Genomic DNA, 20,935 nt, shown 5'->3' with positions numbered 1-20,935 from the left:
CAATATGAAATTACATATTTTCCCGGTCAATGTATGAAGTGCGCCTGGTATCCCTTACAGCAACATATACAATAAGCGAAATAAAAATGCAGCCGGTAATATACCAGTAATACAACGACTCGTGCCCAATGTTTTTAAAGTATAATGCAATGTATTCTGCTGTTCCTCCAAAAAGTGCTACAGTTAAGGCATAGGGCAGGCCTACACCCAATGCCCTTACCTCTGCGGGGAAAAGTTCTGCTTTTACCACCGCATTAATAGCGGTATACCCGCTTACAATAATAAGTGCTGCCAGTATCAGGAAAAATGCAGCAACAGCAGATGTAGTATGGCTAAGCGTAGTTAAAATAGGTACGGTGAATAAAGTACCTAACACGCCAAACCCTATCAGTAAAGGCTTGCGGCCGTATTTATCAGAGATCCACCCGAACAGCGGTTGTATACCTGCATAAATGAGCATGAGTATAAAAACAATAAGGGTAGATTGCTCCTTGGATAAGTGCACCGTATTTACCAGGAACTTTTGCATGTAGGTGGTATAGGTATAAAAAGCCAGCGTACCGCCTAACGTTAACCCCACAACGGTGAGCACTGCCCGTGGATGTTTTTTAAGCAGCACAGCAACAGAACCACGTTCTGTTTTTTTATCATCCAGCTTTACGGATTCTTCCATGTTACGGCGCATATATAATACAACCAATGCCAGCAAAGCCCCTATGAAAAAGGGAATGCGCCATCCCCAACTATGCAGCTGCTCCGGCGTGAGGAAAACTTTTTGCAACAGCAGCTGAATGCCTAATGAAACCAGCTGCCCGCCAATGAGCGTTACATATTGAAAGCTGGAAAAGAAACCGCGTTTTTCCTTGGTAGCAATCTCGCTCAGGTAAGTGGCGGAAGTACCGTACTCCCCGCCTACGCTCAGGCCCTGCAGCAAACGGGCCAGCAGTAAAAATACCGGTGATAGCAGCCCAATGCTGCGGTAGGAGGGTATGAACGTGATCATCAACGATCCCAGCGACATTAACAGCACAGATAAGGTCATGGCCGCTTTACGGCCGGTGCGGTCTGCAATGCGGCCAAACAGCCATCCCCCAATAGGCCGCATCAGAAAGCCCACGGCAAAAATAGCCGCGGTGTTCAGCAGCTGTACGGTAGGGTTACCTTCCGGGAAAAAGGCCGGCGCAAAATACAGGGCAAAGGTGGAATAGGCGTACCAGTCGTACCACTCCACCAGGTTGCCGGCAGAACCGGTGATAATTGCTTTCAGACGCCAGGCGGTGTTGCGGGTAGGGTGTTGATCAATCATGGAATGTATTTGAACGCGGTCAAAAATAACAGCTTTTTATATAAGTTAAAGCTGTTCTTGTATCTTCGTAAACAACCACTCATAACTGAATAACATGCAAGATCCTATAACAAATGCTAAAAGAGCTGCCGGCGAGAAAGCGGCAGAGTTTATCCGTCCGGGTATGATAGTAGGACTGGGCACCGGATCTACCGCTTACTGGGCTATTCAGAAAATAGGCGCCCTGGTAAAAGATGGGCTGGATATACTGGCCATTGCTACCTCGGAAGCCTCTGCAGCATTGGCCCGCGAGCTAAAGATCCCGCTTACCACCTTTGCAGAAACTCAGCGTATAGATATTGATATTGACGGGGCTGACGAAGTAAGCGAAAACCTGGATGTGATCAAAGGTGGGGGTGGTGCGTTGCTGCGGGAAAAAATAGTGGCTTACCATAGTAAGCAGCTGATCATTATTGCGGATGAACATAAATATGTGCCCACATTGGGCCGCTTTCCATTAGCGGTAGAGGTGATCCCATTTGGCTGGGAAGCCACGGGCAGCAAGCTGCAAAGCCTGGGTTGCAGGCCATTGCTGCGTGCAAAAGGAGAGGAGATCTTTATTACAGACAACGGTAACTATATTATTGATTGCTCTTTTGGAAATATTAAAGAGCCGCAGCTGATCAATGATGCGCTGCATAATATTCCGGGTGTGGTGGAAACAGGTTTGTTTGTGCAAATGGCGCATAAGGTGGTATTGGGATATGAGGATGGGAGAACGGAGGTGCGGGAGCGGTAGGAAACAACGAGAAAGCATTTGAACTTTAAATGCCCTGATAATTAACCAGTTATTAGGGTTTTTAAGTTCATAGCCATCATATCTGTGCTATCTAACACTTAGTATCGGATATTCTAACGTGATCCTTAACATGGCATTCGCAAATTAAAAGACAAAATTCATTAATGGAAGAAAGAAAAGAGTGAGTATGTGAAAGTATCTCTATGGGGACTACAAAATGCGAATGGTGGATTTATTAGCGATTATTTAAGGTTTGAGTATAAAGTATGGAGATGTTATGATCTAAGAAGCGCTATGGAGTATGCAGTTAACAACAATACAAAGTAAGATCTTTGAGATCAGAGATTAAAAGGTAATGTTGGATGTTGATCTGGCAGAGATGTATGAAGTACCGACCAAAGCATTGAAACAGGCGGTAAAAAGGAATATTGACAGGTCCCCTGGAGATTTTATGTTTGAACTCAATGCGGATGAATTTGATAGTTTGAGGTCACAATTTGTGACCTCAAAAAGAGGAGGGACCCGTTATATGCCTTACGCTTTTACAGAGCAGGGCGTTGCAATGTTATCCACAGTACTTCCCAGCCCCAAAGCAATATCTGTAAATATCGCAATCATAAGAACGTTTGTACTACTAAGACAACATGCTTATAACTATAAAGAATTGGCCCGAAAGATTGAAGAGATAGAAACGAAATATGGTAAACACTTTGAGGATATTTATGAGGCATTAAATCTTTTGCTGGAAGAGCGTAAATCATATGGCCGGGAATGTGGAATATAGATGCTTATTATTCCATGGCAAATGATGGCATGATGCCAGGGTGATTTGGAATAGGAAAGAGATGTAGTAGTATTGTAGTAGTGGCATAAAAAAAGCGATCACAACTTTCGTTATAATCGCTTGATTTTTAGAGTGGTGTGGGGCGGGATCGAACCGCCGACACAAGGATTTTCAGTCCTTTGCTCTACCGACTGAGCTACCGCACCGCCTAATCCTTCTTGCGAAGGGAGTGCAAAGATAATAGTTTTCGATTTTAATTTCCAAATATTATTGGATCAAATTGTTACAGAAGCCGTTATTTCCTGATAAATACCATCCCATAACTGCCGGCGCTTTTCCAAAGCTGTTTTCACAGCCCCGGCTGCTTCTAGCCATTTCAGGGAATTGGTACCACATAGCTCCTCCACCATTTGCATGCCTAGCTGGCTGTGATGATCGCCATCTACTTCAATATGCCGTTCCAGGTAATATTTGAGAATACTGATCTGCCCGGGGAATTGTTTGTCCAGGTCCTGGATCATATTTAAAAACATATCGGGGATCAGGTCTTCACGGCCAAAAGTGAATACCGCGGCTTGTATATGTACCGGCGCCTGCTCAATCAGGTCAAAGGTGTATTGCATAAAAGAGCGGGCAGCTTCAGGTATAGAAGTATTTTGCAGTACTGCTTTTATGTTAACGCCGGCCTGTAATTGCTGCAGGCAAACCAATATAGGCTGCGTATCAGCGCCTGCCTGCTGCATGGCTTGAAGGTATAGCTCAAAATGGCTGGTACGGGCGCCATTCGGCGCCAGATCACTTTCCTCCCCGGTTACAATTTCGTTAATAAGAAAACGGGTGGCTGCATTGCCGGCAGGCATCCAGGGAATGGTGGTGCAGGTGAGCCGGTTTTGTAAAGATTTTAATAATGACATGAAATCCCAAACTGCAAATACATGGTATTGCATGAATAGCCGTATATCATCAATGTGTTGGATGCGGCGGTATAGGGGATGTTGGATAATGGTTTCTCTTAAGGGTGCTATCGCATCCTTGATCAGTGTATTCATTCCTGCTTTTAATTTCCGTATTCCACCAGGAACTTAATGCGCATGAGCTTTAATTGTTCAATGGTGTAGTCGCTTTCGATCAACTCCTCACGGGCCAACGCAAGGCTGGATGTTTCGCAGCCTTTAAAGTACTCTATGATCTCATCCTGGGCATAATCATCCAGCTCTTCGTCAATGCAGTAATCCAGGTTTAGTTTTGTACCGCTGGCTACAATGGTTTCCATTTCATCCAGCAGCTGGGCTATGCTTAACTCTTTATTTTTGGCAATGGTTTCAAGCGGCATTTTTTTGTCAATGTTCTGGATAATGAACACTTTTAAACCGCTTTTATTCACCACGCTTTTCATCACAAAATCGTCCGGTTTTACAATGTCATTCTCCTGCACATATTTGCCGATGATGTCAACAAACTGTTTACCATACCGGATGGCTTTACCCTTGCTAACACCCTGTATCTTTTCCAGCTCCTGTACGGTAGTAGGGTACTGGGTGGCCATATCTTCCAGGGAGGTTTCCAGGAATATTACAAAGGGAGGCAGATTCTTTTCCTTAGACACTTTTTTACGCAGGTCCTTCAGCATTTCAAACAGCACCGGATCTGCGGAGGCCTGGGCTTCTGCGGTCATTTCATCATCATCGCCGCCTCCTTCATCATCAAACTGGTGGTTAAGGGATACCATAATGGAGTAAGGCTTTTTCAGGAACTTGTTGCCTTTGTCCATTACCTTCAGTACGCCGTATTCCTCAATATCTTTTTCTATCAGCCCTTCCAGCATCATTTGCCGGATGAGGGAATTCCAGAAGTGGGAATCAAACTCTTTGCCTTCGCCAAATATCTCCAGCTGATCATGGCGGTAGGTGGTGATCTGCGGATTGCTTTTACCGGTAATAATATTTACTACGTACTCTGTACCAAAACGCCCATCCAGCGCCTTAATGGCTTTAAGCACTATCACCACGCGGTTCTTTACTTCTATTTTTTCCTTCGGGTTACGGCAGTTATCGCAGTTGCCGCAATTGTCTTTTTCAAGATGTTCTCCGAAGTAGTGCAAAATTACTTTACGGCGGCATACAGCGCTCTCTGCATATGCTACCGTTTCGTTAATTAACTGGGCGCCCATTTCGCGTTCGCTCAGCGGCTTGTCGCGCATAAGGTGCTCCAGCTTCTGCACATCTTTATGGCTGTAAAAGCAAAGGCAGATGCCTTCCAGTCCATCGCGGCCGGCACGGCCGGTTTCCTGGTAATAGTTCTCCAGGCTTTTGGGAATGTTGTAGTGGATCACAAAACGCACATCCGGCTTATCGATCCCCATTCCAAATGCAATGGTAGCTACGATCACCTCCACCTCTTCCAGCAGGAACATATCCTGGCGCTGGGCGCGGGTATTGGAATCCAGCCCGGCGTGGTAGGCTACGGCTTTTATATTATTAGCCATCAGCATATCGGCCAGCTCCTCCGTTGTTTTACGGTTCAGGGTATAAATAATACCGCTTTTGCCTTTATGTGAGTGGATGAACTTTACTATTTCGCGGATGGTCTGGTCTTTCTTGCGTTTGGGCCTTATTTCATAATACAGGTTAGGTCTGTTAAAGGATGAAATATAGATCTCCGGCTCGCGTAATACCAGGTTCTTTACAATATCGCTTTGCACCTTAGGGGTAGCAGTAGCGGTAAGGGCAATAATAGGCAGGTTCGGGTTGATCTGGTCTATCATCTCCTTCAGGCGGCGGTATTCCGGCCGGAAGTCATGGCCCCATTCAGAGATACAATGCGCCTCATCCACGCCAAAGAACGAGATCTCCAGGTCCCTGAAGAAATCCAGGTTTTCCTGTTTGGTAAGTGTTTCCGGCGCTACGTACAGCAATTTGGTTTTGCCGCTCAGCAGGTCGGTACGTACTTTTTTTATTTGTGCTTTAGATAAAGTAGAATTGAGGAAGTGTGCAACATTATCCTTGCTGCTGTAGGAACGAACCAGGTCTACCTGGTTTTTCATCAGCGCAATAAGAGGAGAAACAATGAGCGCGCATCCGGGACTGATCAGGGCGGGTAACTGGTAGCAAAGGGATTTCCCTCCTCCGGTTGGCATAATTACAAAAGTATCTTTCCCGGAAAGTATGCTCTTTATAATAATCTCCTGGTTCCCTTTAAAGGAATCGAACCCAAAGTGTTCGTGTAATGCATCTAACAAACTTACCTTTACAACAGCCATTGCATTCAAGATTTAACGATATACATTCAAAACTCTAAAGAACTAACGAATTACGTTTATTGGTTATATGATTTTTAGGGGACACGAAGTTACTTAAAAAACCCCTGAATTACAACAGAATTTATATAAACTGAGGTAAATTTGTGCCGCCAAGATGAAAAAAACAACAGCTATTAACATCCGTGAAACCGCATTGCGGACCCTTCAGTTAGAGGCCGCGGCAATAAGAGATCTGCAGCAATTTGTGGACGGGGACTTTGAAAGGGCTGTGGAGATAATTGCACAGTGTGCGGGACGATTGGTTGTAACCGGTATTGGCAAGAGCGCCATTATTGGGCAAAAGATTGTAGCCACGCTAAATTCCACCGGTACGCCTGCTTTATTTATGCATGCTGCAGACGCCATTCATGGCGACCTGGGTATGATACAGGAGCACGATGTGGTGATGTGCATTTCCAAAAGCGGTTCCTCCCCTGAGATAAAGGTATTACTGCCACTGGTAAAGAGTTTTGGCAATACCCTTATTGCCATGGTAGGCAATACCAGCTCTTACCTGGCGCAGGAAGCGGACCTGGTGCTTAACACCACGGTTACCCAGGAGGCCTGCCCTAATAACCTGGCGCCTACCACCAGCACCACCGCTCAAATGGTAATGGGCGATGCGCTGGCCGTATGCCTGATAGAATGGCACGGTTTTACTGCTGCAGATTTTGCTAAATTCCACCCCGGCGGCACTTTGGGCAAAAAATTGTACCTGAAAGTAGGGGACCTGAGCCGGCACCATCAAACACCCCGCGTGCACCTGGACAGCCCCCTGCAGGAAGTGATCCTGGAAATATCTTCCAAAATGCTGGGCGTAACCGCTGTATTGGATCCGGAAGAGCAATTGTGCGGCATTATTACCGACGGTGATCTGCGCCGGATGCTGGAGAAAAATATTAATACTGCAACGGTAATTGCCAGGGATATTATGTCGGCCCATCCCAAGCACATACAAAAGGATGAGCTGGCGATCAATGCCCTGGAAAAAATGCGCCAGCACGATATTACCCAGTTACTGGTTATGGAAGATAAGCGGTATATTGGCATCATTCATTTACATGACCTTATCAGGGAAGGGATTATTTGACAAGCGATGACGACACAAATGAACAGGCATTTTTATGTGGCCATTATGGCCGGAGGAATAGGTAGCCGTTTCTGGCCTTACAGCCGTACAGATTACCCCAAACAATTCCTGGATATACTGAATACCGGGAAAACCCTCCTCCAGTGGACCTATGAGCGCTTTGCAGCGTTTGTGCCAAAAGAGAACATATATGTGGTTACCCACCAGCATTATGAGAGTAAGGTAAAGGAGCAGCTTGGAGAGCTGCCGGTTGCCAACGTGGTGTGTGAACCTTCCCGCAAAAATACCGCACCTTGTGTAGCGTATATTTCCTACAAAATACACCAGCAGGACCCGCAGGCCTGTGTGGTTTGCGCACCTGCTGACCACCTGATATTAGATGGCCCGGCCTTTACCGCAGCCTGCCTGAACGCCCTTACATTTGTACAAAAGAACACCGCATTATTAACGTTGGGTATTAAACCTACCCGCCCGGATACCGGCTACGGTTACATTCAATATGAAACCCAGCAGGTGGCTGATAATGTGTACGAGGTAAAAACATTCACTGAAAAGCCTAACCTGGAGCTGGCCAAAACCTTTTTGCAAAGCGGCGATTTTCTCTGGAACGCCGGCATTTTTGTGTGGAATGTAAAAACTATTATTGCCGCGTTTAAAAAATACCTGCCTGAAATAGACGAGCTGTTTGTGCAGGGCCGCGATGCATTGAATACGCCTAAAGAGCGGGAGCTGGTGGACAGTATTTACCCCCAATGCACCAACATTTCCATTGACTATGGCATTATGGAAAAGGCGGATAATGTGTATGTGATCCCCGCCAACTTCGGCTGGAGCGACCTGGGTACCTGGGCATCAGCCTACGAGAACCTTGAAAAGGATTACCTGGGCAATGCCGTGCAGGGCAAGAATGTGGTGGTAATAGATGCCACCAAATGTATGGTAAAAGCCGCACCCGAAAAACTGGTAGTGCTGCAGGGTTTAGATGAATTTATAGTGATAGATACCAATGATGTGCTGCTTATCTGCAAAAAAGAAAATGAACAGCAGATCAAAGAATACGTGGCAGAGGTTAAACGGAATAAGGGAGATAAGTTTTTGTAGGAACGCGAAGCGTTCATAGCCTGCCCGCCCGGGGTAGGCCGTTTTTTAACAACAGTAATGGTTTAAATCACTTTGCACGGCTGTTAATTTGTAAAGTATGATCTCTAAGCTCCCTAACGTAGGCACCACTATATTCACCGTCATGTCTGCCCTGGCCGCAGAACACAAGGCCATTAATCTTTCACAGGGGTTTCCGGATTTTGATTGCGATGATACCTTAAAAGAGGTAGTGAATGCTGCCATGCAGCAGGGCCATAACCAGTATGCGCCCATGCCGGGTATTATGCCGCTGCGGGAAGCCATTGCAAAAAAGATATACAATTCCTACGCGCAAACCATTAACCCGGATACAGAGATCACTATTACACCCGGCGGCACCTATGCTATATTTACGGCCATTGCCACCTGCATACAACCCGGCGATGAAGTGATTATTTTTGAACCGGCTTACGATAGCTATATACCCAACGTACTGGTGAATGGCGGCGTACCGGTACTAATACCGCTTACCTTTCCGGAATACCGTATAAACTGGGAGCTGGTACGCAGCAAAATAACATCCCGCACCCGCATGATCATGCTGAACACCCCGCACAACCCTACCGGCAGCATACTAACGGAGGCGGATATACGGGAGCTGGAACAGCTGGTAGCAGCGCATAACCTGCTGGTGTTAAGTGATGAAGTATATGAGCACCTTATTTATGACGGCGGGCAGCATCACAGCATATTAAAATACCCCAACCTGTTTAAGAACAGCTTTGTTACTTTTTCTTTTGGCAAGGTATTTCATGTAACCGGCTGGAAAATGGGCTACTGCATAGCCCCGGCCCACCTGATGAAGGAGTACCGTAAGGTGCACCAGTACCTTTGCTTTTCTGTAAATACCCCCATGCAATACGGGCTGGCCAAATTCCTGGAAACCCCGGAGCACTACTTAGACCTGCCGGCCTTTTACCAGGAAAAAAGGGATTACTTTCTGCAGCTGATGGCGGATACTAAATTTACGCCGCTGCCCTGTTACGGCAGCTATTTTCAGCTGATGCGTTATGACAGGATCTCCGATGAAGGGGATAAAGATCTCACCATTCGTATCACCAAAGAATTTGGCGTAGCCAGCATACCCGTATCTGCCTTTTACCAGGATGGGCAGGATGATCACGTGATCCGGTTCTGTTTTGCCAAAAGGAAAACCACCCTGGAACAAGCGGCGGAAAGACTGAGAAAGGTTTAATCCATACTTAAAAAAAAGGCCATCTCTTAAAAAAGAGACGGCTGTCCTTTGTATTACGAGCAGTACGAAATGCTTATGAGTTAAATCCCGGTTAGCTTACCGCTACCAGCTCCTGTTCGTACAAACTGTTTGCACCCACTACCTGGGTATGATCCAGGAAGGTTACAATACCGGTTTCAACATCGTATAATGCGCCTATTATTCCTACCTCACCATTCAGGATCATTTCCCGCAGTATCATACTTTGCTCCAGCACAGCCTGTACAGAGCGTTCTGTATGCAATCTGGTAACAGCATCCACAAAAGCATGATTATGCGAGTTCCTGTTTTCGCGGATGGTTTTTTCCGCGTACACGGCAGGAGTGATCTTGTTAAGCAGCCCTGTAAGGTTGCCCATTTCTATTTTGTCGCAGGCGCCTTTTATAGCCCCGCATTTGGTATGGCCCAGCACTACAATAAACTTGGATCCTGCTACTTTACAGGCATATTCCAAACTACCCAGCACATTATCAGAAATAACTGCACCGGCTAAACGAATACTGAAAATATCGCCCAGTCCCTGGTCAAAGATCAGCTCTGCAGAGGTGCGTGAATCCATACAGCTTACAATAGCAGCCATGGGCCATTGGCCATCAGAGGTTTCATTTACCTGCTGTAAATGGTTACGGTCTATCTGCAGGTTATCTACAAAACGGCCATTGCCTTGTTTAAGCAATTGTAAAGTTTGTTCCGGTGTTAAGTTTGCCTGGGACATTTTATCTAAAGTTTTCATTTTAATTTTTTTAATGGTTTGTGAATAAAAGAATTGAAAAACGGAAGGCATGCTTCCCCGTTAATTCAGCTCCAGCTCTTTTAACAGCTGCTCATGATTACCGGAGGATATTACCTGTACATGCCCGGCCCGCGCGGCCGCATGATGGCCATCCAGCTCCTCGCTGGGCGTGTTGGAGATATTATATACCTCTTTAAAGCCGGTGAGCACCACACTTATATTTTTTTGTACGGCTTTTACATCCCTGAATTCACGGATGGTTTCCAGCACATCATGATCTATATACACCGTGTTGCTGGCGTCTATTACCACAGAACTGTTTTCCGGTAAATGATCCAGCGTAAGCAATATGCTGGCTTTATTTAGGAAGGATACTTCCTGCGCCAGCTCCAGGCGAATGGTATCGCCGGTATGGTATTGCTCTTTACGGAAATAATAAGGGCTTTTCATGTTGCCTCTTAAAATGGCAATCACGCTCACGGCCATACCCAGGGCTATGCCTATCAGCAGATCGGTGAACACAATGGCTACCAGTGTTACCACAAACGGTACCCATTGGTACTTGCCTTTGCTGAACATTTCCTTGAAAATGGAGATCTTACACAGCTTGTAACCGGTAACCAGCAGCACGGCTGCCAGGGTGGCCAGCGGTATTTTATTCAGCACCATGGGTATTAAAGCGGCACAGGTAAGCAGCAGCAGGCCGTGGGTAATGGCAGACATTCTGGTACGGGCGCCGGCATTAATGTTGGCGGAGGAACGCACAATTACGGAGGTAATAGGCAAGCCGCCAATTAAACCGCTTACCATATTACCAATGCCCTGTGCACGCAGCTCACGGTTAGGATTGGTATGGCGTTTCAGTGGATCCAGCTTATCGGTGGCTTCCACGTTCAGCAAGGTTTCTACAGAAGCTACTATGGCAATGGTAATACCCACAATCCACACTTCTTTATTGGCAATAGCGCCAAAATTGGGCAGGGTGAACTGGCCTACAAACTGCTGGAAGCTATCGGCTACCGGCAAATTTACCAGGTGGCTGGGCGTAAGGGCCAGGCTGCTGCCAGTGCTAAGGAAAAGCATATTCAGCAGCACACCGGTTATTACTGCTACCAGGGCAGATGGTATTACATTCAGCTTGGGTATTTTGCTCCAGTACAGGATGATCAATATAGACACGATGGTGATAAGGGTAGCGCCCAGGTGAATATGATTTATACCGGACAGCAGCGCGGTAAAGCTGTTATCCCCATCAACCTGTATAAAGGTGAAGTCGCCTTCAGAATCTTTATCATACCCAAAGGCATGCGGTATTTGTTTTAAGATAATGATAAGACCAATGGCGGTAAGCATACCCTTAATAACATTGGAGGGAAAGTAATTGGCCACGGTGCCGGCTTTTATTAAGCCCAGCCCTAACTGCAGGGCGCCGCCAATGAATACGGATAATAAGAATACATCAAAAGCTCCCAGCTTGGTAATAGCCGTTAATACCACGGCAGTAAGGCCGGCAGCCGGGCCGCTCACACTTAGCTGTGAACCGCTCAGGGAACCAACAATCAGGCCGCCAATAATACCGGATATTAAGCCGGAAAACAAAGGCGCACCTGAAGCCAGGGCTATACCCAGGCAAAGCGGCACAGCTATCAGAAATACTACCAGGCCTGATGAAAGGTCGCTTTTTACATTCGAGAAAAAAGAAGGTTGCTTGCTCATAATCGCAAAGGGGATTTAACTGTTAAGCTTTTATTCACACGACTGAGCTGCGACGGCGTTATGTGCGATCTAACACAGGTATATACCATGTTAAATCGTACCAGCGCAGTGGAACAGCATGTGAAAATGTAAATACAAGAGGACACGCATTACAGGATAGTAAGGCGTAAAAAAAACCATAGGTATGCTTAACAATTGGGTGGGGGAGCGTGAATTTCGCGGGCAGGACCAGAAGGAATATCTTCAAAGAGTTGGTACTGCACTATATTAAGGTATAACTCAGGAGCAAATTTCAGGGAATCATCAAAATGGTCGTAGTACTTAACCTCTTTGGCCAGCTTCACAATATCTGTGCAACCATCTACGGGGTGTTCCTCAACAATCTGGTTATTAAACAGCAGCTTGCCCATCTCCTTGATCGGGAGCAGTTGGGTACCCATAAGTACCAGGAGGCATATGCTGATAAATTTCTTCATGTTTTATAGATACACTTGGAACAAAAGTAATTAACCAAGTTTATACTTTGAAAATACGACAATTAAAAAAATGTTAAAAGCCCCTGGTCCCTTTTTCATCCCAATATATAACCATTCATCACATAAAATCCGCTACTGTTTTGAGTATAAATTTGAGCTGATGAGCCATAGTGGCTGATCTAACTGTTTTGATAGGTAATTGTCTAAACCAATTATTTTGCTTTCTATGGTATTGTGTATTGCATAGTAGTAAATATTCCCTATCTTTGAATTGTAAAGTTAAAAAGCTCACTTGCCATGAATATAGATAACACACAGTCGCAGATGCGGAAGGGAGTGCTGGAGTTCTGCATTCTTTCCGTTATCAAGCAAGGAGAAGCTTATCCTTCAGACATTATTGAAAAAATGAAAGAGGCGAAGCTAGACATCCTGGAGGGCACCCTGTATCCCTTACTGACCCGTTTGAAAAATGCAGAACTACTAACCTACCGTTGGGTAGAAAGCAGCTCAGGGCCCCCACGAAAATATTTTTCCATGACCGAAAAGGGAGAGGCCTTTTACCGGGAGCTGGAAACAACGTGGAATGAACTGGCCAATGCGGTCCATCAGCTCACGCAAAGCAATACCATCCTTTAAACATTATATCACCTAAAATCTGTTAAACAGTTCCCGCTGTTGAAAATCAAAACTGTAAAGATGAAAAAGATTATTAACATAAACCTCGCCAGCCGATTAATACCCATAGAGGATAGCGCCTATGAGATATTGAGGCGGTACCTGGATAGCCTGAAGCGCTATTTTGCCAGGGAGGAAGGGGCCGACGAGATTGTCAGCGACATTGAAAGCCGGATAGCGGAATTATTCCAGGATAAACTGAAAAAAGGCGCTCATTGCATCACCGATGAGGACGTGGAAGCCATCAAAACCTCCATGGGTACGCCGGAGCAGTTTGAGGAAGATGCTGCCAAAGAAAGCGCCCAAACCGGCGCTGCGGAACAGGCCATCCCCAACATCCGCCCGCGTAAACGCCTGTACCGCGACCCGGATAATAAAGTACTGGGTGGCGTATGTAGCGGCCTGGGGGCTTACCTGAATGTAGACCCCGTGATATTCCGCATCATATTTGCCCTGCTGGCGATTGGCGGTTTTGGCAGCGGTATACTGGTATACTTTATATTATGGATAGCCACCCCCGAAGCCAATACAGCGACTGAAAAGCTGGAAATGCGCGGTGAGCGGGTGGATGTGAACAACATCCGCGCTACAGTGCAGGATGAGATCAACGCCATGAAAAGCCAGTTCAAAAATGTTGGCGACGACATCAAAAATTTTTCGCAGGGCCGCGGAAGGCAGGTTGGTAACGATATTGAGCGGATCTTCCGCAGTTTCTTTACCGGTCTGGGGAAAGTGCTGTTGTTTGTAACCAAAGGGTTCTTTTACTTCCTGGCAGTGGTAATACTGTTTAGCCTTATAATAGCCGGTATTGCTATCGCTGCTTCCTCCGCGGCCCTCTTCCCACTTAAAAGCCTGTTACTTTCATCCGGCTTCCAGAATATGCTGTTCTGGCCGGCGGTGATCCTGCTGATAGGCATTCCCGTAGTAGGTCTTATTATATTCCTGACCCGTAAGCTTACCGGCGTAAAACAGACGAACCGGTACGTGGGTTATACCTTAAGCTTCCTGTGGGTGTTAGGCCTGCTGTGCGGCACCTGGCTGATAGTATCTATTGTAAAGGATTTCCGTACCAGCTTCCGGGAAAAGGAAACTTACCCCCTGGTACAGCCCAGCAAGGGAAAGCTGATCATTAAAAAGACAGATGACCTGGTGGAGATGGATGATGTGGACTTTTTTGAAGGCGGCCTGCGGGTAACCGATGATACCGCCATCATTGACAACATACGTGTAAAGATCGAAAAGAGTGTTACAGACAGCTTCCAGGTGGAAGTGCTCCGCAGCTCCCGCGGCAGAACCGTTTCCCAGGCCAAAGCCCTGGCCCGCGAAATACAGTTCCAGATGAACCAGCAGGATTCTATCCTGTACCTGCCTGCAGGCATCAGCATACCACGTAACTCCCACTTCCGGGAACAGCGTATTACCGTAGTGGTAAAAGTACCTATAGGTAAGGATATTGAAGTGGAGAAGGATGCCTACCATCACTACCACTTCATACACGGGTGGAATGATAATGACTGGTGGGATGACTGGGATGACTGGGACCGCGACCATGATGGCCCCGTGGAGCTGAAAATGACTATAGACGGCCTGGATAACATTCATATTGAGAAGAAACCCCGCCACCATGAAAAAAGGGATGGAGATGATTCCCTGCAGGATAACTACCGTTACCAGTCGCCGGAAGAAAAGCAGGATAAGCAGGAGAAGGATCAGAAAGAAGAAAAAACAAAGGAAAAGCCGGTTACCCCTACCGCTGCCAGCATAAATGCAGGCTTGGAGGTACCGGCGGTGGAAAGCGCTTCCCTGGTCATTTACAGCGTTTATAACATGCTGAAATAAGTTTTTCATTCATCACAATAAGTTCAATAGTTAACGAGAAGAAATGAAAACCACGGTATCCACCGTGGTTTCTTTCGTTCATATCTGTCTTTTTCATTTGCCTCAAGGAACCGGCATTGGTAGTGGATGCCCGGGAGGATATTACCCCCGGTTTCTTCTTTTTTTCCGGATTCGATCATTACCCTCGCTTTTAAATATTTAGCTTTGCATATTTGAAACTTTCGATGACAAGGATAAGGAATGCAGGCAACGAAAAACGCAGCAATCAATATTGCGCTGGTAGGAAATCCGAATAGCGGGAAAAGCTCACTCTTTAATGCATTAACGGGTTTAAATCAGAAGGTCAGTAATTTTCCAGGGGTTACGGTTGATAAGAAAACCGGCAGCAGCAGCATATCCAATGCCTTGCATGCCAACATCATTGACCTACCCGGTACCTACAGCCTGTATCCTAAAAGCGCCGATGAATTTGTGACCTATGATGTGCTGGTGAACCCTGCGGGGAAAGACCGGCCTGATATGATCCTTATTATTGCCGACGCCTCTAACCTGAAACGCAACCTGCTCTTTTGCTCCCAGATCATAGACCTGAAGATCCCTGTTATTATAGCCCTTACCATGATGGATATTGCCCGCAAAAAAGGCGTGGAAATAGATCTGAACGGGCTGGAACGTGAGCTGGGCGTGCCCGTGCTGGCCATTAACCCCCGCAAGAACAAAGGTATTCCTGAACTGAAGAAGAATATAGACCTGCTGGCCAGGGAGCACTTCCCCGTGCCGGTGCGCGATTTTGTGGACAGCCATATTATGGCGCCTGAAGTGGTGGACGAGGTGAAAAAATACGTACAGGTGCGCAGCGATTATGCCGCCCTGCATATAGCAGTGAACAGCGATGAGCTGCATTTCCTGAATGGCGGGCAAAAGCTGGCCATTAAAAATGCCCTGCAAACCCACAAGTTTAATAAAACCAAGGTACAGGCAGAGGAAATTATGCAGCGCTATGGCCGCATAAAACATATTATGAAAGCCTCCGTAGTGGAGGCCGATCCGTTGCAGAAACAGCTGCAAACCGAAAAGCTGGATGATATACTGCTGCACCGTTTCTGGGGGTATGTGATATTATTGGTAGTGCTGTTCTTCCTGTTCCAGAGCATATTCTGGCTGGCCTCTTACCCTATGGACGGTATAGAGGCCGCCTTTGGCTGGTTAGGCGGCAGCCTTTCCGGCATACTGCCGGACAACCAGTTCAGCGACCTGCTGATCAATGGTGTGGTAGCGGGTATTAGCGGCATAGCCGTTTTCATACCACAGATCATGATCCTGTTTGGGTTAATAACCCTGCTGGAAGATACGGGCTACATGGCCCGCATCAGCTTTTTAACCGACCGCCTGATGCGGCAGGTGGGGCTGAACGGTAAATCTGTAATGCCCCTGATCAGCGGTGTAGCCTGCGCGGTACCGGCTATTATGGCTACCCGTAGTATTGAGAACCGGAAAGAGCGTTTGATAACCATTATGGTAACCCCTTTAATGAGCTGCTCCGCACGCCTGCCCATTTATACAGTTATAATTGCGCTGGTGGTACCGGACCGTAAGGTGCTGGGCATTTTAAGCCTGCAGGGGTTAGTAATGATGGGGCTTTACCTGCTGGGCTTTTTTATGGCCCTGGTAATAGCTGCTATCATGAAATGGTTTGTGGCCATTAAGGAAAAGAGCTATTTTATTATGGAGCTGCCTGTGTACCGGGCGCCCCGCTGGAAGAACGTAGGTACCACCATGCTGGAAAAGGCCCGTATATTTATTACAGATGCAGGTAAAGTGATTATGGTGATATCTGTGATACTCTGGTTCCTGGCCTCTTATGGCCCTGGCAGCAAAATGCAGCCGGTACATGCCAAGTACGAGAAATTAATGGCCGCTAACCCCAATGATAAAGATGCGCTGGATAAAGCCTACCAATCAGAAAAGCTGGCCAATTCCTATGCCGGCATATTGGGCCATGCCATAGAACCCGCTATACGCCCCCTGGGTTTTGACTGGAAAATAGGCATTGCGCTTATTACCTCTTTTGCCGCCCGCGAAGTATTTGTAGGCACCATGGCTACCCTGTACAGCGTAGGTGAAAGCCCGGAAGATAATGATGCCACCCTCCGCGAAAAAATGCATGCCGCCGTACGGGCCGATGGCAGCCCGGTATACACCATGGCTACCGGTTTTTCCCTGATGCTGTTCTATGCCTTTGCCATGCAGTGTATGAGCACCCTGGCCATTGTAAAAAGGGAAACCAAGTCCTGGAAAATGCCGGCCATACAGCTGGTGTATATGACGGCGCTGGCGTACATCTGCAGTTTTATAGCTTACCAGATACTGAAGTAGGATTTAGGCTGAACGCAGCGTGCCTGTTGATGCATTAGCGTTAAGCATTCTGCATTCCGCGTTTAGCGTAATTAAGTATCTTGCACGTATGAAAAAGTTCCTGCTTGTTACCATTGCACTGTTGCCCGTATTAGGGGCGCTGGCACAACGGCCGGCTATTGATTCCCTCCAATTAATGAAAGACATACGCACCCTGAGCGCCGATAAGTTTGAGGGCCGTAAAACCGGCACCAAAGGGAACCGGCTGGCGCAGTTTTACATTATGGACCGCTTTAAACAGGCCGACCTGCAACCTTTTCATGGTACATACGAATACCCGTTTTACTTTACGCAGGGGGATAAGAAGATCATGGGTACTAACCTGTACGGCTATATTCCCGGTAAAACGGATAACGTGATCATTATAACAGCGCATTATGATCACCTGGGCATCAGCCACCAGGCTAACAGCGCAGACAGCATTTTTAACGGGGCCGATGATAATGCCTCCGGCAGCGCCGCACTACTATCGCTCATTAAATATTACCAGCAGCATCCGCCCCTGCATACCCTGGTATTTGCCGCGCTGGATGGGGAAGAGGAAGGCTTGCAAGGCGCCAAAGCCTTTGTGCAGCAGCTGCCGGTGCCTGCTGCCAGCGTGCATATGAACCTGAATATGGATATGGTAAGCCGGAATGAAAAACAGGAGCTGTACGCCTGCGGTACCTACCAGAATCCCGACCTGAAGAAGTTTGTAACCCGGGCAGCCGACAGCAGCGCCATTAAGCTGCTAACCGGCCATGACCGGCCGGAAGATGGCGCCCAGGACTGGACCAAACAAAGCGACCATTACGAGTTCCATAAAAAAGGTATTCCCTTCCTGTACTTCGGGGTAGAGGATCATGCGGACTACCACCGTGTGGGAGATGAGTTTGAGCATATTGATCCATCGTTCTATTACCGTGCAGTGCAAACCATAAGGATGGTGCTAAGCGCAGCGGATACTGAGCTAACGGGGAATAAAGCGCGGTCTAAAGTGATCTATTAAAAAAGATGTAGGGTTTTATGTAGGGGGGAGGGATGTCACTAGGGTTGCGCAGCAATTACGGAGCCTTTTTAGGAGGGAAGCATACCAATAGCACAGCAATCAAACCACAATAAAAATACAAGTGGCCAACCGATCCGGTTGGCCACTTGTGTATAGATAAGGTTTTCAAAATCTATTTGAACTTACGCCGGGTTTCAATCATACCCTTAAACTTATGCTCAGGCATGTGGATGTTTTCCCGGAACGTGCGCAGGCTTTCTGTAGACGGTTTGATGCGCCCCAGGGCACTTTCCGGCACACCCAGGGTAATAAGCGCCTTGCGCAGCAGCAGCTCGCTGGTGCTACCCCAGTCAATGGAGAAATCCTCATAGGTAGCAGTGCCACCATCCGGGAAAAATCCGTCGAAATAATCCCCCTGGTTCTGGGAGTTCTTTGACCAGATGGATACAGCATACATATCCTTGCCGCCAATGGTGATGCCTACAAAACCAACCGGTTTGCCGTAAGTAGTATCGCCCACCAGCTTCACATTCATATATGGTTTCAGCACATTCATGGTAAGCTCACTGGCCGATGCCGTGGAACCGGTACCAATAAACACCACATTAGGAACATTTACGCTTTTCTTTTTGGAGAAGAAGAAGGAGGGGTTGCTTACCCAATCGTCAAACACATCGCCCCAGGAATAATTGGCGCCAGGCACCTTTTTAGTTTTCAGGTAATTGCTGTATTGGTGGTTAGTAAGGTTAGTATTGTAGTACTCCTTGTACATCAGCGAGGTATTGCCGGTACCAACGGAAGTGGGCGCTATGAGGTTGGCCAGGTATTCTGCCGTTTCAACAGACCCGCCGCCATTGTAGCGGAGATCTATTACCAGGTCGGTTACATTGTTGGTAACAAAGTTATCGAACGCAGCATCCAGCTGGGTTTGGGTTTTATCCAGGGAAATGAACTGGTTAAATACCAGGTAACCTACACGTTTGCCGCCTACATTCAGCACGCTGCTATACAGCACCGGGTTAATATTGTAGTTAGCCACATTAAGGGTAACGGTAACAGAGGTAGCATCAGGCTTTTTAAGGGTAAGTGTTACACTGTTACTGTAGTAGATGGCGTTGCTGATCCGTGTGATGTTGGCATTGGTGGATTCCATATCGGTATTGCCATTAACCGCAGTTATTTGCCAGGTACGGCGGATGCCCGCCTGGTAGGCAGGAGAACCCTGGTACACATAAAGCACCCGAAGATCGCTCTCATCATTATAGCCTAAATCCAAACCAAAATCCCCGGCAATGCCTTCATTGATCTCACCGGCCACCGTTCCATTATCCAGAAAACCATACTTATCCATGTTTTTGCCGGCTGCATTCTTTTTATAGGAAATAAGGGCAGCGAACAAGTCATCCAGGCTGGAGTAACTATTGGGCTTAAAGGTGGCAGAATCCGGGATCACATCATTCCACAGGTATTCATCTTTGAAAATGAAGTACATAGAATCTTTCACTGTAGCAATATTACCACCGGTGCCGGTAGTATCTGTAATGGGCGTAACAGGAGTTCCGTGATCTTTTTTGCAGGCATTCAATAAGAATAGTAAAGCAACACAGCTCCCTACTAGGGCTCCCCAACGGTTAGATGACATAAGTTTATGGGTTTATTATTTACTTAAAGCTAATTAAATAAACGTTTCCTGCCTTTAAATGTTATCCGGTAAAGGGAATGCATCGGCCAGCAAGCTAAAATTATCTATAAAGCAATACGCCGGGCGCATTTTGGCAGACCAGACCGCAGTCATTTATCGGTATCAAACGCTTCCAGCTCACGCGCTACCCTGCCAGCCCATTCCCGCTGGGCTGTTGTGTTTATGCTATGGCGGGTTTCTTCATCATATTCATCCTGTACGCGGTTCATTTCCCGGAAAGATTCCAGGTATTCATACTGGATCATGCTGTCGTAATCATCCCTGGTAAGCTCCATGTGCAGGATCTTTTGTTTAAACCGCTGCACCACCAGCCAGGTAATATCAAAATGCAGCTGCTCATGGGCCAGGGAGTAGCTGTCCATAACACCGGCGCGTGCCCAGGATGCGCTGCGGATAAAGAACACCTGCAGGTTAAGGGTAATGCGCAGAGTATCTTTCTGCAAACGGCTGCTGCCTTCGTAAGAGAAGCTGGTAAAAGCTATAGCGCCACTATTGCCGGAAAGAGAAGGGATGCCCCGGAAATCGGACCAGCGCAGCGGGCGGGTAGGGTAAAAGAGGGTATCGCTATCGGGATCGTCCGCGCGGTTATCCATGGTGAACACCACTTTTATAACAGGTGTATCCTGCACGGCGGGCGGGCCTGCAGTGCTACCGGCAATGGGTATCAAAGCGTTTAATATGCTCCAGAAGGGCAGTAACATTTCGGTTAGCAGCTCATAAAACGGCCTGCTGTAATTTAAAGGATTTTCCGGCGGAATGTA

The 20,935-nt window shown here is 47.0% G+C and carries 17 protein-coding genes and 1 tRNA gene; 9 read left to right on the top strand and 9 right to left on the bottom strand.

From position 1 onward, the window contains the following. Positions 1–10 precede the first annotated feature (10 nt). Positions 11–1,306: an MFS transporter gene (locus tag KVT36_RS20670; protein WP_217605346.1), complete on the bottom strand. Its 1,296-nt coding sequence runs from the start codon at positions 1,304–1,306 to the stop codon at positions 11–13. Between the two features lie 94 nt (positions 1,307–1,400). On the opposite strand from KVT36_RS20670, the gene rpiA reads away from it, so the two are divergent. After that, the gene (gene rpiA / locus KVT36_RS20665) at positions 1,401–2,084 is read left to right on the top strand and encodes a ribose-5-phosphate isomerase RpiA (protein ID WP_217605345.1); all 684 of its coding nucleotides are present in this window, start codon (positions 1,401–1,403) and stop codon (positions 2,082–2,084) included. A gap of 355 nt (positions 2,085–2,439) precedes the next feature. Beyond that, on the top strand, positions 2,440–2,868 hold the full coding sequence (locus KVT36_RS20660) for an ORF6N domain-containing protein (RefSeq protein WP_217605344.1): 429 nt from the start codon (positions 2,440–2,442) through the stop codon (positions 2,866–2,868). 133 nt (positions 2,869–3,001) lie between these two features. Here KVT36_RS20660 and KVT36_RS20655 read toward each other — a convergent pair. The 3 genes from KVT36_RS20655 to recQ form a co-directional block, all read right to left on the bottom strand. Beyond that, a tRNA-Phe gene (locus KVT36_RS20655) sits at positions 3,002–3,074 on the bottom strand. Positions 3,075–3,143: 69 nt separating this feature from the next. Next, positions 3,144–3,917 carry a DUF3050 domain-containing protein gene (locus tag KVT36_RS20650; RefSeq protein WP_217605343.1) on the bottom strand — a complete coding sequence of 258 codons (774 nt, stop codon included), beginning with the start codon at positions 3,915–3,917 and terminating at the stop codon, positions 3,144–3,146. A gap of 8 nt (positions 3,918–3,925) precedes the next feature. Beyond that, a complete protein-coding gene (gene recQ, locus KVT36_RS20645; RefSeq protein ID WP_217605342.1) occupies positions 3,926–6,127 on the bottom strand; it encodes a DNA helicase RecQ in 2,202 nt (733 codons plus the stop codon). A gap of 154 nt (positions 6,128–6,281) precedes the next feature. On the opposite strand from recQ, the gene KVT36_RS20640 reads away from it, so the two are divergent. The 3 genes from KVT36_RS20640 (at position 6,282) to KVT36_RS20630 (ending at position 9,591) form a co-directional block, all read left to right on the top strand. After that, on the top strand, positions 6,282–7,256 hold the full coding sequence (locus tag KVT36_RS20640; protein WP_217605341.1) for an SIS domain-containing protein: 975 nt from the start codon (positions 6,282–6,284) through the stop codon (positions 7,254–7,256). A 6-nt stretch (positions 7,257–7,262) separates the two neighbouring features. Continuing rightward, a complete protein-coding gene (locus KVT36_RS20635) occupies positions 7,263–8,357 on the top strand; it encodes a mannose-1-phosphate guanylyltransferase (RefSeq protein ID WP_254640112.1) in 1,095 nt (364 codons plus the stop codon). Positions 8,358–8,454: 97 nt separating this feature from the next. Further along, the gene (locus KVT36_RS20630; protein WP_217605340.1) at positions 8,455–9,591 is read left to right on the top strand and encodes a methionine aminotransferase; all 1,137 of its coding nucleotides are present in this window, start codon (positions 8,455–8,457) and stop codon (positions 9,589–9,591) included. A 91-nt stretch (positions 9,592–9,682) separates the two neighbouring features. On the opposite strand, the gene KVT36_RS20625 is transcribed toward KVT36_RS20630, so the two are convergent. From KVT36_RS20625 to KVT36_RS20615, 3 genes are all read right to left on the bottom strand, one after another. Next, positions 9,683–10,363: a carbonic anhydrase family protein gene (locus tag KVT36_RS20625; RefSeq protein WP_217605339.1), complete on the bottom strand. Its 681-nt coding sequence runs from the start codon at positions 10,361–10,363 to the stop codon at positions 9,683–9,685. A 60-nt stretch (positions 10,364–10,423) separates the two neighbouring features. Continuing rightward, the gene (locus KVT36_RS20620; protein ID WP_217605338.1) at positions 10,424–12,079 is read right to left on the bottom strand and encodes a SulP family inorganic anion transporter; all 1,656 of its coding nucleotides are present in this window, start codon (positions 12,077–12,079) and stop codon (positions 10,424–10,426) included. Between the two features lie 188 nt (positions 12,080–12,267). Continuing rightward, positions 12,268–12,555 (bottom strand): hypothetical protein, encoded by a 288-nt coding sequence (locus tag KVT36_RS20615; protein WP_217605337.1) that lies wholly within the window; start codon positions 12,553–12,555, stop codon positions 12,268–12,270. Between the two features lie 297 nt (positions 12,556–12,852). Between KVT36_RS20615 and KVT36_RS20610 the strand changes: the two genes are divergently transcribed. From KVT36_RS20610 to KVT36_RS20595, 4 genes are all read left to right on the top strand, one after another. Continuing rightward, positions 12,853–13,191 carry a PadR family transcriptional regulator gene (locus tag KVT36_RS20610; protein ID WP_217605336.1) on the top strand — a complete coding sequence of 113 codons (339 nt, stop codon included), beginning with the start codon at positions 12,853–12,855 and terminating at the stop codon, positions 13,189–13,191. A gap of 60 nt (positions 13,192–13,251) precedes the next feature. Beyond that, entirely contained in the window at positions 13,252–15,069 is a 1,818-nt protein-coding gene (locus KVT36_RS20605) for a PspC domain-containing protein (RefSeq protein WP_217605335.1), read from the top strand. Between the two features lie 240 nt (positions 15,070–15,309). After that, on the top strand, positions 15,310–17,445 hold the full coding sequence (gene feoB / locus KVT36_RS20600; protein WP_217605334.1) for a ferrous iron transport protein B: 2,136 nt from the start codon (positions 15,310–15,312) through the stop codon (positions 17,443–17,445). Between the two features lie 88 nt (positions 17,446–17,533). Then, complete coding sequence (locus KVT36_RS20595) at positions 17,534–18,472, top strand: M28 family peptidase (protein WP_217605333.1); 939 nt, start codon at positions 17,534–17,536, stop codon at positions 18,470–18,472. 172 nt (positions 18,473–18,644) lie between these two features. Here the strand turns inward: KVT36_RS20595 and KVT36_RS20590 are convergent, their stop codons facing one another. Next, positions 18,645–20,114 (bottom strand): S41 family peptidase, encoded by a 1,470-nt coding sequence (locus KVT36_RS20590; RefSeq protein WP_217605332.1) that lies wholly within the window; start codon positions 20,112–20,114, stop codon positions 18,645–18,647. A gap of 149 nt (positions 20,115–20,263) precedes the next feature. Further along, positions 20,264–20,875 carry a hypothetical protein gene (locus tag KVT36_RS20585; protein WP_217605331.1) on the bottom strand — a complete coding sequence of 204 codons (612 nt, stop codon included), beginning with the start codon at positions 20,873–20,875 and terminating at the stop codon, positions 20,264–20,266. Positions 20,876–20,935 lie beyond the last annotated feature (60 nt).

It is taken from the genome of Chitinophaga sp. GbtcB8 (assembly GCF_019091455.1).
GTDB lineage: Bacteria > Bacteroidota > Bacteroidia > Chitinophagales > Chitinophagaceae > Chitinophaga.
This window is presented reverse-complemented; position numbering and strand designations above follow the sequence as displayed.